Origin of the sequence: Vagococcus luciliae (assembly GCF_024637875.1) — a bacterium.
Classification (GTDB): Bacteria; Bacillota; Bacilli; order Lactobacillales; family Vagococcaceae; genus Vagococcus; species Vagococcus luciliae.
This window is the reverse complement of record NZ_CP102451.1, coordinates 1,187,310-1,204,378: the sequence shown is the minus strand read 5'-3', so window position 1 is coordinate 1,204,378 and position 17,069 is coordinate 1,187,310. Positions and strand designations below refer to the sequence as shown.

The 17,069-nt window shown below is 31.9% G+C and carries 13 protein-coding genes; 1 reads left to right on the top strand and 12 read right to left on the bottom strand.

Annotation, left to right across the window (positions count from 1 at the left end):
* Positions 1 to 17: 17 nt before the first annotated feature.
* Entirely contained in the window at positions 18 to 530 is a 513-nt protein-coding gene (locus tag G314FT_RS05885; protein WP_257699431.1) for an adenine phosphoribosyltransferase, read from the bottom strand.
* Positions 527 to 2,836 carry a single-stranded-DNA-specific exonuclease RecJ gene (gene recJ, locus G314FT_RS05880; RefSeq protein ID WP_257699430.1) on the bottom strand — a complete coding sequence of 770 codons (2,310 nt, stop codon included), beginning with the start codon at positions 2,834 to 2,836 and terminating at the stop codon, positions 527 to 529. Before recJ ends, G314FT_RS05885 begins: the two co-directional genes overlap by 4 nt.
* 138 nt (positions 2,837 to 2,974) lie before the next feature.
* Between recJ and G314FT_RS05875 the strand changes: the two genes are divergently transcribed.
* On the top strand, positions 2,975 to 3,862 hold the full coding sequence (locus G314FT_RS05875) for a polysaccharide deacetylase family protein (RefSeq protein ID WP_257699428.1): 888 nt from the start codon (positions 2,975 to 2,977) through the stop codon (positions 3,860 to 3,862).
* Positions 3,863 to 4,004: 142 nt separating this feature from the next.
* On the opposite strand, the gene G314FT_RS05870 is transcribed toward G314FT_RS05875, so the two are convergent.
* From G314FT_RS05870 to G314FT_RS05825, 10 genes are all read right to left on the bottom strand, one after another.
* On the bottom strand, positions 4,005 to 4,541 hold the full coding sequence (locus tag G314FT_RS05870; protein ID WP_257699427.1) for a biotin transporter BioY: 537 nt from the start codon (positions 4,539 to 4,541) through the stop codon (positions 4,005 to 4,007).
* A 72-nt stretch (positions 4,542 to 4,613) separates the two neighbouring features.
* On the bottom strand, positions 4,614 to 5,588 hold the full coding sequence (locus G314FT_RS05865) for a biotin--[acetyl-CoA-carboxylase] ligase (RefSeq protein WP_257699426.1): 975 nt from the start codon (positions 5,586 to 5,588) through the stop codon (positions 4,614 to 4,616).
* Positions 5,585 to 7,543, bottom strand: a complete 1,959-nt coding sequence (locus G314FT_RS05860; protein ID WP_257699424.1) for an alpha/beta hydrolase family protein — start codon at positions 7,541 to 7,543, stop codon at positions 5,585 to 5,587. The genes G314FT_RS05865 and G314FT_RS05860 overlap by 4 nt, the downstream gene beginning before the upstream one ends.
* Before the next feature lie 106 nt (positions 7,544 to 7,649).
* Positions 7,650 to 8,360: an aspartate/glutamate racemase family protein gene (locus tag G314FT_RS05855; protein ID WP_257699421.1), complete on the bottom strand. Its 711-nt coding sequence runs from the start codon at positions 8,358 to 8,360 to the stop codon at positions 7,650 to 7,652.
* An 11-nt stretch (positions 8,361 to 8,371) separates the two neighbouring features.
* Entirely contained in the window at positions 8,372 to 9,613 is a 1,242-nt protein-coding gene (locus G314FT_RS05850) for a carboxylate--amine ligase (protein WP_423837527.1), read from the bottom strand.
* A gap of 20 nt (positions 9,614 to 9,633) precedes the next feature.
* Positions 9,634 to 11,475, bottom strand: coding sequence for an asparagine synthase (glutamine-hydrolyzing) (gene asnB / locus G314FT_RS05845; RefSeq protein ID WP_257699420.1), 1,842 nt, complete (start codon positions 11,473 to 11,475; stop codon positions 9,634 to 9,636).
* A 209-nt stretch (positions 11,476 to 11,684) separates the two neighbouring features.
* Positions 11,685 to 13,193, bottom strand: coding sequence for an AcpB/EbpR/MafR family transcriptional regulator (locus G314FT_RS05840; RefSeq protein WP_257699418.1), 1,509 nt, complete (start codon positions 13,191 to 13,193; stop codon positions 11,685 to 11,687).
* A 51-nt stretch (positions 13,194 to 13,244) separates the two neighbouring features.
* Positions 13,245 to 14,714, bottom strand: a complete 1,470-nt coding sequence (locus tag G314FT_RS05835) for a response regulator transcription factor (protein ID WP_257699416.1) — start codon at positions 14,712 to 14,714, stop codon at positions 13,245 to 13,247.
* Positions 14,707 to 16,434, bottom strand: coding sequence for a sensor histidine kinase (locus tag G314FT_RS05830; RefSeq protein WP_257699414.1), 1,728 nt, complete (start codon positions 16,432 to 16,434; stop codon positions 14,707 to 14,709). Before G314FT_RS05830 ends, G314FT_RS05835 begins: the two co-directional genes overlap by 8 nt.
* Complete coding sequence (locus G314FT_RS05825) at positions 16,424 to 17,029, bottom strand: YesL family protein (RefSeq protein WP_257699412.1); 606 nt, start codon at positions 17,027 to 17,029, stop codon at positions 16,424 to 16,426. The genes G314FT_RS05830 and G314FT_RS05825 overlap by 11 nt, the downstream gene beginning before the upstream one ends.
* Between the last annotated feature and the right edge of the window lie 40 nt (positions 17,030 to 17,069).

Sequence of the window (17,069 nt, the reverse complement as noted above, 5' to 3'; positions counted from 1 at the left end):
ATCGTTTTTTTCTATATCTAGAAATCCATTAATGCTAGAATATCATAACCTTTAATTTTTTCTCTACCATTTAACTCGTTTAATTCTACTAAGAAAGCACATCCAACTACTTCTCCACCTAATTGCTCAACTAATTCAATTGTTGCTGCAATTGTACCACCTGTTGCCAATAAATCATCACAAATAATCACTTTTTGACCAGGTTTAATGGCATCTTTATGAAGTGTTAATGTTGCTTTACCGTATTCTAAACCATAGTCTACTTCAATGGTTTCACGAGGTAATTTCCCTTTTTTACGAGCTGGTGCAAACCCTATACCTAGTTCATAAGCAACTGGACAACCAATAATAAAACCACGAGCTTCTGGTCCAACAACCATTTCAGCTCCACGTTCTTTAGCATACTTAACGATTTGATTTGTGGCTTCTTGATAAGCTGCTCCGTCTCCCATTAACGGTGAAATATCTCTAAAGATAACACCTTCTTGAGGGTAATTAGGGATACTAGCAATATAATCTTTTAAGTTCATCTGTCTTCCTCCTGTTGCGATATCCAATGACGAATATCTGCTACATTACTATATAAAAATAGTTTTTCCATGTCAATTTTATGTAAGTAAGCTTGATAAACGTCGCTTTCTTCTAAAGCTTTAGCACTAGGATTGGCAACTTTACTCATCAAACCATCTTCTATTGTAACAAATCCTAAATCAAAAAACACTTTTATGATAAAAATTAAATGATTTTTAGATATTTGTAGATAATTGGATAACTCTGTTAATTTATAACGCACATCTAGACTTCCTTGCGTTTGAACCAATTTAAATACTTTACTAAACTGTTCTCGTGTTGGAACGCCTGATAAATAATGTTCTGTCGAGACATTTATCCACAAGTACAAACGATGAATGTCACACAGTGAAACCAAAGATGAAACTACTTCTAAATCATAAGGACAATCAACAAACACCATTTCTTTAATTTGTGTTAAAGCCTCAATATCTTTTTTAGTTTTAACATGATACAAACGTTCTGTTGGTATATTAGCTGCAGATGTCTCATCATTAAAAATGACATAGGTAGGATTAATTGATAACTGATCAAAATCATTGGTTTTTCCACCACGCATATCAAAAATTTGAATGCCTGATACCTGATAATCTTCCATCATTAATTGAACTTTCCTAAATCCATTCCACTCATTAATGGATAACTTTCCTACTACATCAACCGATTCACCTGTCACTAGTTCATCTATTGCATCCCCTTTTCCAAATGCAATACAATCAATTTGACTAGTAGTTTGAACTAACTGTCCCTTTAGATGATTGTTATCTGCCCCAATTTTTTTCATTCCATCCACTTGATTTTTTTCAAATAAAAAATGTGGTGATGGGTTATCTGTTCCAAAAGGAGATAACTGATTTAATTCCTCAATCAGTTCAACTGAAATATCTGAGAGTTCAAGTCTCGCATCAATTGTTAAAGTTTCTTTGGTTTCATCCGTTATTAAAGGAGACACTATCTTAATCAAATCATTCTTAATTTTATCTAATTTATCCGGTTCAAATGATAGTCCTGCTGCCATATGATGTCCACCAAAAGACACAAATTGTTCTTTTATTTGTGATAAAACTTGAAATAAATCAATGTTAGCAATACTTCTTCCAGATCCTTTTAATAATTGTGTATCATTGTTTTTCGTTAAAACAATGGTTGGTCGTTGTGTTTGTCTGACAATGTGGCTTGCAACAATACCTAGTACCCCTTCATGCCATTCTTCTTTATACAAAATATAAATAGGCAACTCGCCCATAGCGTCAACCATTTCTAAAGCATCTTTTGTAATAGCTTTAACTAAAGCTTGACGTTCAGCATTGGTTTCTTGAATATCTGTTGCAATACTCATTGCCTCCTCATCATCAAATGTTGTCATTAACTCTACAGCTGGCATAGCACTTTTTAATCGTCCCATTGCATTTAATCTAGGGGCAATACCAAATCCAATCGTTTCTTCATTTGCATTAGCTAAATCTAAGTTCCCAATTTCTGCTAAAGCATGCAAGCCAACTCGCTCAGTTTGTTTTAATATTTTCAATCCGGAACTAACTAATATTCTATTTTCTCCAGTTAAAGAAACTAAATCAGCTACTGTTCCAATTGCCACTAAATCTAAGCTTTCCATAGGGATTTCACCTAAAAGGGCTGTTGCAACTTTAAATGCTACACCAACTCCTGCTAAATCTTTAAATGGATACTCTCCCAACGGATGTCTTGGATGAATAATCGCATATGCTTCAGGTAATTCAGCTGGCAACTCATGATGATCTGTGACAATCACATCTACTCCTTGCTCTTTTGCAAACATCAACGCTTCATGGCCACTCACACCATTATCGACTGTCACAATTAAATTAATTCCTTGATTAATATAATATTGATAGACTTCTGTATTAGGTCCATACCCATCAACAAATCGATCTGGTAAATAATACTCTACTTCTCCACCAATCAATTCAATGGCTTCTTTTAACACTGTTGTACTGGTAATACCATCTGCATCATAATCACCATATATTAAGATTTTTTCACCTTGTTCGATAGCTTGTTGCATACGATTAACCGCTTTGTCCATATCGTATAACAAAAAAGGGTCATGTGTAGCTGCTAATGTAGGGGTCAAAAAAGATTGTGCTTCTTCTAAACTTGATACACCACGTTTTACTAATAATTCACTCATAATTGGAGATAATTTATTTTCTTTAAACACTTCCATAAGTTGTTGTTGGTCTTCAGATAATGATTGCTCTTCCCATTTAAATTGAGATTGTTTCACCCAAACACTTCCATTCTATTTTATCTATTAATTCTGCTTAACTCACCTTAAACAGTTTAACATAGCTCAATTCTTTCAACAAATACTTGCCAATCTAAAGAGGGCTTTGATACTATAGACAAGATAAGGAGGCAACAAATGAAGAAAAAAATACTATGGTTTTTAGTTATCCTATTATCTGTTGAACTTATTATTTTGGGTGTAAAATTATTTCAACCACATAATCAACTAAAAACTACTAAAACAACCACATCTTCTAGTTTAGTTGATGTAGCAAGCCAAGAAACAACTCAGACATCTGAAAAGAACAAACATTCTGATGACATTGATACGTCTAATTGGATAACCAGCGATACAACTATTTCTTTTCCAATTTTAATGTATCATAGTTTAACTAAAAGTGATGATGGTAATACCTTGAAACTCCCACCTGAAGAATTTAAACAGCATATGGAATGGTTGAAAGAACATGATTATTATACGTTAACTCCTGAAGAAGCCTACATTGTATTAACAGAAAATAAAAAGCCAAAAGAAAATATCGTTTGGGTTACTTTAGATGATGGTTACTTAAATAATTTTACCGAAGGATTTCCAATATTAGAAGATTTAAAAATGAATGCGACTATTAATTACATCACCTCAAAACTAGATAATCAATATTATTTTCATGAAGATGATATGAAAAAAATGACTGATAGTGGCTTTATTTCAATCGAAAGTCATACTGTAAGCCATTTGGATTTAAACACATTAAGTGATGAACAAATTCATACAGAGCTAGCAGATTCTAAAACTTGGATGGATACTACTCTAAATCAGAATACATCAGTCGTGTGTTATCCAGCTGGTCGATATGATGAACGAGTTGAAAAAGAAGCAGAAAATGTGGGGTATAAATTAGCACTGACTACCGAACCTGGATATGCTAGTAAGAATGATGGCTTATTTGCCTTAAAACGTGTTAGAATTTCTCCCGGATATGACAAAGAAGCCTTTGGAAACTACTTACTATCAGCTCAATAATACAAAAAAAGCTGACTAAAAAATGATTTTTTAAATAAAAATCACTTAACTAATAAAACAGAAATCCCATGAAATCAACGTTGAAATTAACGGATTTCATGGGATTTTTTCTATTTTAATACTTTTTAGTCAGCCTTTTTTTCTATACTAATACTTTATTTTTTACTAATGGTCTCAATTTTTGTGATATTAAACCAATGACTACAACTTTTATAATAGTCGTTGGAATAAATGGTAACACTGTTGCTGCAAAAGCCACAGATAAACTACTTCCCGTCACAAAATGAAACACAATAAAGCCTACTAAGAAATTAATCACAGCTCCTAAAAATAATCCTATATATAGAAATGCTTTATTATTTCGTTCTGCAAACCAACCTGCAATATATGCCATAATTGGAAAACTTAAAATAAAACCTCCTGTCGGACCAAATACAATAGCAACTCCTCCAGAAAATCCCGCAAAAACAGGCAAGCCAATTAATCCTAATAAAATATATAATATTGTGGATATAGTTCCTGATTTTTTTCCCAGTAATATGCCCGTTAATGGAATAATAAATGTTTGCAACGTCATTGGAACACCATACGGCATCGGAATACTAATTTGTGATAAAACAACTATCACAGCAGTAAATAAAGCGATTTTTGTTAAATCAGATGGTTTAAATTTTGTCATCATTTCTCCCCTTTTCTTTTTTTATTATAACAAAAAGAAAAGGATAGTCAACTAAAAAAAAATAAAAGGTGACTATTTTATTTTTAACGACACTTCACCAAATCTCAACTCTCTTGTTTCCCCATTAGACAATTTAATCATCAAAGAGCCATTATCTTTAATATCTTCCACTTGAGCAACATAAGAATCTGCTCCTGACACAATGGAAACCAGTTGACCAACTACAATAGATTTTTCACGATACTGTTGCATCATATTTTTTTGCGTCATGTTAGAAGCTTGTAAGAAAAATTGATTGATAACGTTAGCAGCAATTTCATTTCTTATCGTATTTTTATTATTAAACAGGGCTGTTGCAATAGATTGAACGTTTTTTGAAAATAGCTCAGATTTAGTTGATACATTAATACCAATACCGACTACAATCCAATCTAAACGTCCAGTTTCTAAATTACTAACAGCCTCTGTTAAGATACCACATACTTTTTTTCCATTTAAAAACAAATCATTAACCCATTTTATACCTATTTTTTCACCGGATAATTGTTCTAATACTTCTGAGACAACAACCGCTGAATAGGCTGTCATAAGAGATGGATCAATCTGTGGCATCTCTTCAGGTCTTAGTATGATACTCATATAAATACCTGAATCTTTTGGCGATTCAAATGTTTTCCCGTATCTTCCACGACCCTTTGTTTGTTCATTTGCAATAATCACTGTCCCATTTTCAGCTCCTGACACAGCTAATTCTTTTGCTAAGTTGTTTGTCGAATCAATCGACTCACAAACTTGAATCAAACTAGAATCAATGGTTTCATCAAGAAAAGGTAACATTCCCTGCAGAGATAACTTATCACTAGATTCCTCTAACGAATAACCTTTACTTTTTACGGCTTTAATTGGATAGCCTTCACTTTCTAAGTGCTTGATGGCTTTCCATACGGCATTTCTAGATACCCCTATTGTTTCAGCTAGTTTTTCACCGGAGAAAAACTCTCCCCGATGATTTTCTAACATTGCTAATGTTTTGTCTTTTACACTCATTTTATTGTCTCTCCATTGTTTAAATACTTATCAAACCATGATGAAATATCTGTCAGACGAGCTAAACGTAAATGAGGTAATCCTCCTCTTGATAAACCATGACTCGATTTCGGATACACAACCATTTCAGTAGGCACGTTAAAACGTTTCATCGCTGTATACATTTGTTCACCTTGCTCTTTTGGACAACGTAAATCGTCTTCTCCATGTAAAACAAGTAAAGGTGTTTGCGCATGTTCTACGTAAGCTAATGGTGATAATTTCCACATAGCATCCATATTAGGTAAGTCCGTCAATAACTGATACTTAACAAAGAATGCTCCAATATCACTTGTCCCATAAAAACTAATCCAGTTAGAAATAGAACGTTGTGTCACTGCCGCTTGAAATCGTTTAGAATGGCCAACAATCCAATTTGTCATAAAGCCTCCATAACTTCCACCAGCAACCACTAATTTTTTCTCATCAATTTCAGGATGTTCTGTTAACACAGCATCTAATCCTATCATCAAATCCGTATAGTCTTTATTGCCATAATCTCCTAATATCGCACTAACAAATTCCTGGCCGTAACCTTGTCCACCTCTTGGGTTTAACATAATCACGCCATAACCATTTGCCGCATGGTATTGCATTTCATGGAAGAACGTTTCACCATAACATACTTGAGGACCACCATGAATATATAGAACGGCTGGATGCTGTTTTTCACTTGATACAGGTGGCACATACCATCCCTGAACGGATACATCCTCCTCAGATTCGTACCAAAATTCTTGTGGTGTTGATAATATCATATCTTTTAAAATTAACTCATTTGGATTGTATACTGTTTTTAATGTGACATCTTCTAAAGATAAAGTCGCTAAAACTGATGGCTCTATTAACGTTGAATACGTCACAATTAGTTCATTACCTGTTAAATACGCATCTGTTAGATGATTTTGTTCATCATATATTTTTTTGAAATTACCATCAAAATCACCCTTGTATAACACAATTTTTCCATGATGAGTTACGGGGAAAATAAAAGTATCAGAAGTTAAAAAGTCAATATCGACTCCCCTTACTTGTTGTTGAAAATCTCCAACAATAGCGTCACCTACTTCTTCATCTAAGCTTTCAGTTAAACAGGTTAAGCAACCACTTTTCATGTTATAGTGGTACAATTTATTTTGGGTAACAAAACCATATTCAAAGGTATTTCCAACTAATAATAAATCTTCTTCAGTAGGATTCATTTTACCATAATAAAAACTTCCTTTAGGCAATGACTCTGTTAAATTCATCAGAGATTTTGTTGATAAATCATATTTATACAATGTACTACCATAATCCCACTCATCTTGTGGTTCTTTATCTCGTCCAAGTAACACATAGCTTTCATCTTTAGAAACATAGGTTAAATTGATTTCATCAGTGGTTTCAAATAAGATGCTTTCTTCTTTCGTTGCTAGCATTATTTTACTTAATTGATACGTCGCGTTTAAGTCTAATAATCCAGCTCCATCTAATTTATAAATCAATTTATTCCATCTTTTTGGTTGCACTAAAGTCTTTTCTTCTTTCTTTTCATCAGTTGATTTCGTTTGGATAAAATAAATCGCACTACTTGATTCATTCCAAATGTAATCCGAAAAAGAATCTTTTTGCATCAAACTATAGGCACTACCTCCATCTAGTGATTGGATTTTTAAATGTTGGTTTTTGCCAACTTTACTCACATAGCTTAGCCATTTTTTATTTGGTGATACTTTCAACTGACTAATTGAAGTCTCCTCACCACTCCATAATCGACGCTCTTTTGTCTGTTTATTTACACTATAAATACGAGATTCGTATTGATTACTCTCTTTATTAATCGAATGCTCCATAAAAAAGATGATATTTCCCACTGAAATAGGTTGGGATAAACTATTTAGTTCAAATAAACTTTCTTTCGTTATTGTTTTCATAGACTCATTCCTTTCTTTATTAGTCTCATTGTAAATCAACCCTTAAAAATATACTAGTTTTACACAAAAAAAGATGACATCATCCGCAGATAAGGTCATCTTTTTATTATTTTCTATTTTGTAAAGCTAGTGCCACTGTTTCTTCTGCTAAGACATTTTGTGGATCAATGACATGCTCATTCATCTGATTTTCAGCGTCTTCCATCATAGATAATTCTGTACAACCTAACACTATGACATCACAGTTTAGTTCATTAAACATATCATCAAGTATTTCATGATATAAGTCATGATCTAATTGATCTAAGTGTTTAATTTTATCAAAAATTAACGTACTCACTTTATCTTGGATATCTTTTGTTGGATGAACGACGTTGAAACCAGCTTCTTCAATAAAAGGATCATAAATCTTATTTTTTATCGTTCCTTCTGTCCCAATAATCCCGACACGTGCATTTTTTGCATACGCATCACTGACTCTTGAAATAGCCAATTTTGGCATATGAAGAAGTGGTTTGTCTGTTGCTTTTTCTAACTCGTCAAAAAAATAATGAGCTGTATTACAGGTTAAAACAAAGAAATCTGGCGATAACTTATCATATGTTTTAATCACATCAAGTAAGTATGGTAATGGATTTTCATTATTTTCTTTATCCATTATATAAGAACTTCTATCAGGAATAGTGGCATAATTAACTAAAACATAATTTAAATAATCTTGGTCTTTTTCAGCTGGTGTTTTATCATTCACCATCTTGACATATAATTCTGTTGCTTTAGTTCCCATACCTCCAATGACGGTAAAGAAATTTTCCATATCATCCCACCTTACTTACCATATTTTTTAAACGCTTTTCGATAATACCTAAACATACGCTGAAGTAATAAATAACGACCTAAACTACGATCTCCATCATAATAGAAAGTATAACCATAGCGTTTATCGGCTATCATCTCTCTAGCAATATCTTTGTATTGTGTTTCAGGAACGTATTTATCGAAAATATCGATTGGTACATTTAGCCATAGTTTCCCCTTATCATCTGGAATATTGGCATAAACTGTGTCACTATCTTTTAAATCATCATAAATATAATCTCTCACAACCCACTCAGCTAAGTTTAATCCGTTAAGTGTGACAAAGAAACTACTTCTTCCTTGTCGTAAATTAATTTCAAAGAATTTAAACGTATTGTCTTTAATGTCATATTTCAAATCAAAGTTTGCAAATCCTGTGTATTTAATATCTTCCAAAAAGTCTTTTACTTGTTTATAAATCGCTTCATTATAATCAGGCATGATAGCCAAGTAATTTCCAATACCTAGTGGAGTCGGATCTTCAAGTAATGGGTGACCTAAACACATCATTTTTACTTGATGATTTTTATCAACATAACAATTTAATACACGCATTGGACTTTCATTGCCCTCCACAAATTCTTGTAAGATTAAATTGTCTTTGTATCCAGCTCCATAGATGCCATGAATAACACGATTATATTCTGTCATATTGTCAATAATATAAACTTTTTCCTTAATCGGATCGGTAAAATCATTCCATGACACACTATTAGCAGGTTTTAAAGCGATTGGAAAATCAAAAGGTTGTGTAGCTTCAGAATTTTCCACCATACGACGAGTGATAATTTTCGTTTTTGGATAGGGTAAATCATACTTTTCGCAGATGTCATAAAAATCTTGCTTATTAACTAATTGTTTTTCTAACTCTTTATTGATGTATGGGCAAACAAACGTTTCAGATAATTCCTCCAAATGTTTTGAGATAAGTTCTGTATACCAATCTCCCATTCCCATCAAAATAACTGGCACATCAGAATCTTTATACTCTTTTGCGACTTCTCTCATGGTTTCGATAAACGTTGGATCTGTATCAAAACTTGGTACAACTTCGATAGCTAATATTTTCGTATGTTTTGTTGGTGCAATAGAGGCGCTGGCGATTGTCCGGACTGGTTTATTTGTAATGTCATAAAATGAGCGGGCCATCCCATACAGATTCAAATCTCCCCCTAACAACACTGGGATAAAATCTTGTTTTTGAGTCAATATAATCGGTTCCCTTCTTCTAATTAATTTTCAATAAAATAAACTCGGTACCAAACAATAAATGTATAAATAGTAAATATTTTTTGCATATTTGCTATTCCTTGTTTTTGTTCTTCCAATAAACGATTTAAATAATCAACATTAAAGAATTCTTTTGCAATATCTGAATTAAATGCGTCTTTTAACATTTCTTGGTATTTATCTTCTTTTAACCATGAAGCAAGTGGTGACGGGAATCCTAATTTTTCACGGTTTACAATGCGATCGGGTAATTTAGCTTCAGAAGCTTCACGCCAAGCAATTTTTGTCACACCATTTTTCATGTCAACACGCGTATCAGTTGGCATACGTTTTGCAATTTCAGCCACTTCTTTATCCACTAAAGGTGTTCTAACCTCTAATGAATTCGCCATACTCATACGGTCTGCTTTATGTAAAATATCATAAGCTAACCACCCATGAATATCAAAATGTTGCATTTTAGTGACATCATCTTTGCTTTTTGCTTCATCAAATAAATCTTTTACATATAACGATGAAGATTTGTTAAAACGCGTATCTTTTAGTAAGTCATTTCTTTCTGCTTCATTAAATACATAATTTACACGATAATAACGTTCACTAATATCTTGTGCCCCACGAATTAAGAAACGACGACCATGAAAATGTGGCAAACGTTTCGCTGTTTGAGCAAACAATTGACGCATATTTCGTGTCGTAAACTTTTCATATTTTTTAAATGTTCCTGCTTCTAAATAGGTATTATAGCCACCGAAAAATTCATCGGCTCCTTCTCCAGACAACGCAACTTTTACATGCTTACTTGTTTCTTTTGATAAGAAATACAATTGAATCGCAGAAGGATTAGATAAAGGCTCATCCATGTGATACATTGCCTTAGGAATAATACCAAAGAAATCTTCATCATTAATCATGATAGCCGTATTTTTTTGATCAATTTCTTTTGCAAATTCTTGTGCCCACTCTAATTCACTAATATTTTTATCGTCAAATCCTAATGAAAATGATTGGATATCTCTATCTTGTGATGCTTCATTTAAAATGTAGCTTGAATCAATCCCACTTGATAAGAAACTTCCCACTTCAACGTCTGCAATCATGTGTTTTTTCACTGATTCGTCTACTGTATCGATAATGTCACGTTTTGCTTCATCCATGGTCATTTTTTGTTCTTCTTCAAATGTAAAGTGGTAATATTCATTAACCTCTAGATTGTTATCTTTAAATTTAAAATAATGACCTGGATTTACTTTAAAAACATTTTTAAAAAGTGTTTCATCACTTGGGATGTATTCAAAACTTAAATGAACAGGTAATAATTCTTCATTTAATTCTTTAACAAATGAAGGGTGATCTAAAAAGGCTTTTATTTCTGATCCCCACATAAAGGTATCCTCATTTTTAAAGTAGTAAAGAGGTTTAATACCAAAGTGATCACGTGCTCCAAAGACTTCACCGTTTTCAGAATCATAAATAACAAACGCGTACATTCCACGAATACGGTCTAATAATCCCTCTTGCCAAGCATCATAGCCATGAATCAATACTTCAGAATCCACTTCTGTTTTAAATTCGTAACCTAATTCTTGCAATTCTTCTCTTAATTCTACGTAATTATATATTTCACCATTAAACGTTAATACTTTTGTATTGGTTTGGTTAGTCATTGGTTGTTGTCCATGATTTAAATCAATAATTGATAGGCGTCTAAATCCCATTGAGATAACGTCATCTTGGTAAAATCCTTCATCATCTGGTCCTCTATGTACAATACGATCCGCCATTTTTTTGATGACTGTTGGATCAATACCTGGTTGGTTCATATATCCGACAAATCCACACATGTTTTCGTCCTCCAATTTTTATAAATAAAACTTTCAATCACAAGTAACTCATGATTCTTCAACTATCAAGTATACTTCAAATCACCTGTAAATTAAAGTATATAATAGATAGTTTCAAATTAAAATAAGATAACCCTACAAATCTCTTAATATTTTATTAAGAATACAACAATAAAGCGATAAAAAAGGCTTTAAGAAACGTATATTTCTTAAAGCTGAATCATTTCACTTTTCTCTTGTACCAAAAGTTGTAATTTTTTTCCAATGTCTATTAAATCACGTTCTTTAATTGGATAATCAAATAATTGGACATGTGGAGAATAGCGATTCATTTCTTCTAATGTATTTGGAATATTAGTTAAAACTAAATCTATTCGTTTTGTTTCATTAAGTGTCTTGAATACTATGTGATAATCATACTTATAACGATGCCTAATTCTTTCTTCTATATCTCGTATCACAAAATAGGGTAAATCTGTATCGAGATAAATTGTAATTTCTGCCTCATAATATGTTAATGGCTTAACTGATGAAAAAAGTAAAATATATTTTTGTAACAAAAAGTCTTCCATCAGAAATAAATCATTTCCTGTATCTTTATATAACTGATGAATCATCTCTAACATCTTACGTTTTAAAACTGGATACCGATCATTTAGTTCATTAATAACATAATGACCGTCCACGTCAACATGAACTCGTTTAAATAACCGTGAAAACATATGTGCACAAAAACTGGTAATAAAAAACCGATCTAGCAAATCAGTTGGAATCTTACCAAACGTTTTTTGAAACAATTCCATAAATTCTTGTGTAGCCAAATAAACGTCTGATTGTTGACGTTTATGGTAAGACAATATTTCGTCTTTAAAAATGGAAGACTCATAAAATTTAGTTTTAATTTGTGAGACAACAGCATAAAAATAAACTTCTGACTCAGAATAAATATTAAATTCTTGCATTAAATTTTTCAAAAAGGATAATTTTTCAAGTAAAACATCCATATTAACATAATTTCGCCAATCTTCTTCCATCTCTATAAAATGTTTTTTTCTAAGACGAATTAAATTTGTTGATAGCACGTAAGCTAACTGTTTTCTCTGAATAACAGAAAAAGTTAAGTGGTTCGTTTCAGAAAACAAATCAACCGTTTGATACATAATATGCTCATTAATTGTTTCAAATGGCCACTTCATTCCTTTATATAATGTCCACATCATAATATAAATAATTAATCTGATTTGTTTTTCATTGCCAATAATAGCGTATGTTTGTCTAGACAAAGTCAAGTCATACAATTCAAACAAAACTTTAATTTTTTTAAGCGATGATTTAACAGAATTAACGCTAATATAACGGTCTACTACATATTGATCAATTATTACACCATCTTCTACAATAAGGTGCTTTAAAAGTTGAATGGTCTCGTCTTGCTCAAAAATATAATTCTTTAATTCAATGTATCCAGAATCACTCTCAAGATAAATGCCACGATATTTTTCAAAATAAATCATAACATTTTTTGTTGAGTAATCATTAAATGCTACCGTCAAGTCACGTATTTGGTGTATATACCTTTGAGCTGTTCTTTCAGTAACATTGATATGTAATCCAATCTCTTTTGTTGTATACCATCGTTTATTTTCAGAAATCAGTTCCAATATAGTTAATAATTGTTGGTTTGTCGAATTTAGTAATCGAAACATTTGCTTTTCCATCAGCTCACCACTTTTCGTGTACTATTTTATTAATTTTACCATTATTATGTATTACTTTTTATATTTTTCTCTGAATTCTTTTGGCGTCATACCATTTAATTTACGAAACATTTTTAAAAAATACGTCATATTATTATACCCAATTTCAAAAGATATCTCATTAATTGTTAAATCAGTATGTAATAACATATCCTGAGCTTTCTCAATACGTAATTGGTTTAACACCTGAGCAAAACTACGTCCAGTTTCTTTTTTGACAAGTTGCCCTAGATAAACTGAATTAACATGAAGTTCTTCAGATAGTCGCTTCAAAGTCAAATCCTCTTTGTACTCTTTATCGATAATATCCATACTCTTTTGAACCAATTCTGAGTAACGTTGCATATTCCCATCCATACTTTCAGTTAGTTCAAGTAAATAAATCAGCCAATCTTCTAACTCTTTAATACTATGAGACTGCTTTATTTTTTCTAATGTTTCATTATAAATAGCCACACTTAATGAAGGAAATCGGCGATAAATATCCGTAAATAATAAAAACGTGACATGACGGACGTTATCAGGTAAAAAAGCAAGTTGTCTCATTTGAGAGAATATCCCTTTTAATTTTATAATCGTTTCATTCATGTCACCAACCATTAATGCTTTATTAAAAGACATAAACTCAAATGTCTCATCATCAAGTAGATTCAACACGTTTTTTGATGAGTTACTCAAAACTTGTTTATTATCATAAAACACAGAAAAAGTCATCATAGCTAAAGCCTGTTCATAACTTTCATAAACATTTTCCCACTCCTGTACCAATTCACCCACACTTAATTGATAATCTTCTTCTATTGTCTGATCCATCTGTAATAAAAAAGTTGATAATCCATTTTTAGAGCCATGATAAACAATAATCGTATAAAACGTATCTTCGTTTTCTTGGATTACACATAATTTTTGTCCCATCGCCAAACTATATTGCCTTATAGTATCCGTATAAACGTCATTGGCACAGATAATAACAGCATAATCATCCAGTTTATCTACATCAAAATGCTGAATAAAATTACGGTATTCTGATTCATTTAACTCATCATTTAACCATCTAATTAATAACATTTCATTATATAAACGTTCTTTTTGTTTTTCTTGTCTATCATGATTTAGCTCTTCTTTTATCATCATTACTTTTTCAGTTAGTTCATTTTTGTCCACCGGCTTTAACAAATAGCCTTTAATACCAAGCTCGAGCCCTTGCTTTACATACATAAATTCTTGATACCCAGATAAAATCAGTATTTCTGAGGCCATGCCTTTTTCTTTCATGTAACGAATCAAATCAATCCCTGATTTTTCAGGCATATTAACATCGGTAATAACTAAATCAACAGAATGATTCTCCAGATAACGAATCGCATCCTCTGTTCTACGACAAGTAGAGACCACCTCAAATCCTAAGTCATTCCATGGGATGATTTTTTTTAACCCCTCTAAAATCATGTACTCATCATCAACTAACAAAACGCTATACATCTACACTCACATCCTTTGATTGATAAATAATGATTTGTATTTTAGTTCCCACACCAATTTGTGATTCAATTACTAATTCAACTCCATTTGAAAAGTAGTTTTGCATACGTTGATACACATTCTCCAGTCCAATCGATCCAGATAATAATGTATCACTACCTTCTAGTTTTTCCGTGACTTCTTTTAATCTTTCTGGCGTTATTCCTTTTCCATTATCTTCCACTAAAATTTCAACATAAGAGTCATGTATCGTTGCTCTGACACTAATAGCATTATCAATACGCGAATGATCCATTCCATGAATAAAATAATTTTCAATCAATGGTTGAATCATAAATTTTGGAATCGTAAAATTTTTAAGTGATTCATCAATAATAAAATGATACGCAATACTGTCTGGAAAACGCATTTGGTACAGGTACACGTATTTTTCACAAAAACGTAATTCTGATTCTAAGTCAATGGTTTTAGCTTGATCGATATTGTTTCGTAACAACGATGAAAAAGCAAAAACAACATCCGCCAACTCCATTTGATCTTTGCTAATCGCATACATGCGAATATATTCTAATGTATTATACATAAAATGAGGGTTAATTTGTGACTGTAATGCACGCAAATGAGCATCTCGCTGTTTAACTTCTAGAACATAAACATCTTGAATATATTGATTTAAGCTCACAATCATATCATTCACCGCATCTGATAAATCACATAATTCCATTTTCATATCTGTTGTATCAATTTGCGCTGACAAATTCCCCTGACTAACTTCTTTAGTAACTGATACAATACTGTTTACTTTTTTCGCATAGTTACTAAAGACCCTTTTTAAACTGACTAATAAAAAGGCAATGACAAAGAACCCTACCATCCATACTGGAACTAGCGAGCGTAATATATCTTTCGTCACGTTTGATTTATCTAAAATAGTTAACACAGTCAAGCCCTTAACTACCTCATCATTAAAGACTGCTTCTTTTTGTAATGTTGTCTTATCTAGGTCACCTGTTTTTTGAAAATTTTCTACTATTTTTTTTATTTTGGGGTTATGAAGTGAAGTACCATGCTCGTATACTACTTGATGCCCAGTATCAAATACAAACGTTCTTATAGCATAATCATTAGCTAAGTCTTTTGATAAAAACATGTCATCAAACGTCACATAAATATGTCCAACCATTTCACGTGTATTTGGTATAGGAATTGGTCGTGATAAAGTGAAGTCCTTTGATATTACTGGTCTTCCTTGTAAAAACACACCATTTGTTTTTCTAGTATCAGCATGTAAATAATCATCTCTTCCATCCCACACAATGTCAATTGTTTGAATTGATGGAAAACTATAAAACAAATTATTTAACACATTTGGGAAAAAATCATTATTATTCGTCTCACGCCAGTTATCCAATGAATATTCTACGTATTCACTAATGGGTAACGTCATAAATTGATTTAAATTATCAAATTGATTTGGGGTTAACGCAATATCCCATAAAATCCCAGACAACGTTGCATCTTTCACTTGAATAGACGCTGTTAATTCTCTAGAGACCGTATCTAACACCTTTTTAGAATCGTCTTTTGCAAAATTAATAGTCAAAATCGTGTAACCAATTAAGATAATTCCAATTGACCCAACTAATAACAAACTATAAATTGTCATTAATTGATTCATTAAAATATTTTTTGAAAATAAACGTTGCAATCTAGCTTTCATTTCCCACTAACCTTTTTTCAACAAACTCTCGGTTATGTTTTGTTGCAATATTATTCCATGCTGTCCACAGTGCAAATGTAGCAAAAAGCAATAAACCTTTCATTCCCCAACTAAATCCTAAAATAATAGCAATCCCAATTAATAATTTTAAAAAAGAAGAAAAACTTAAAAAGACACTAATGCACGATAATTTAATTAACTGTAATATCGGTAACTCATACTCTGATTCATACACTAATACATATTGATAAGACACGAAAATGAGTAAACTCATGGTTAATAATAAAAAGTCGATGATTAACCATAACAAACCCTTAAGCTGGACAGATAAGTATAAATTATAAAATAAAATAGCTAAACAGCCATTGTATAACCAAAACAATTGGTTACTCCGCACAAAATGACTTTTAAATGATATCCACGCTTTATGAAAGGTTATTTCTTTGTAATCAAATTCAGACTCAACAAATAAATCATTCATCATTTGAAGTGCTGGACCCACACCAAACACAACTAGTCCACATAAACTAAATAGTACAAACAATAAATTTAATTTAACTATTAACCATACGCCTTTAAATCCTTTGTCAATCATCACTTTCACCTCTTCTATTTTCTCACTTATCATATCATTT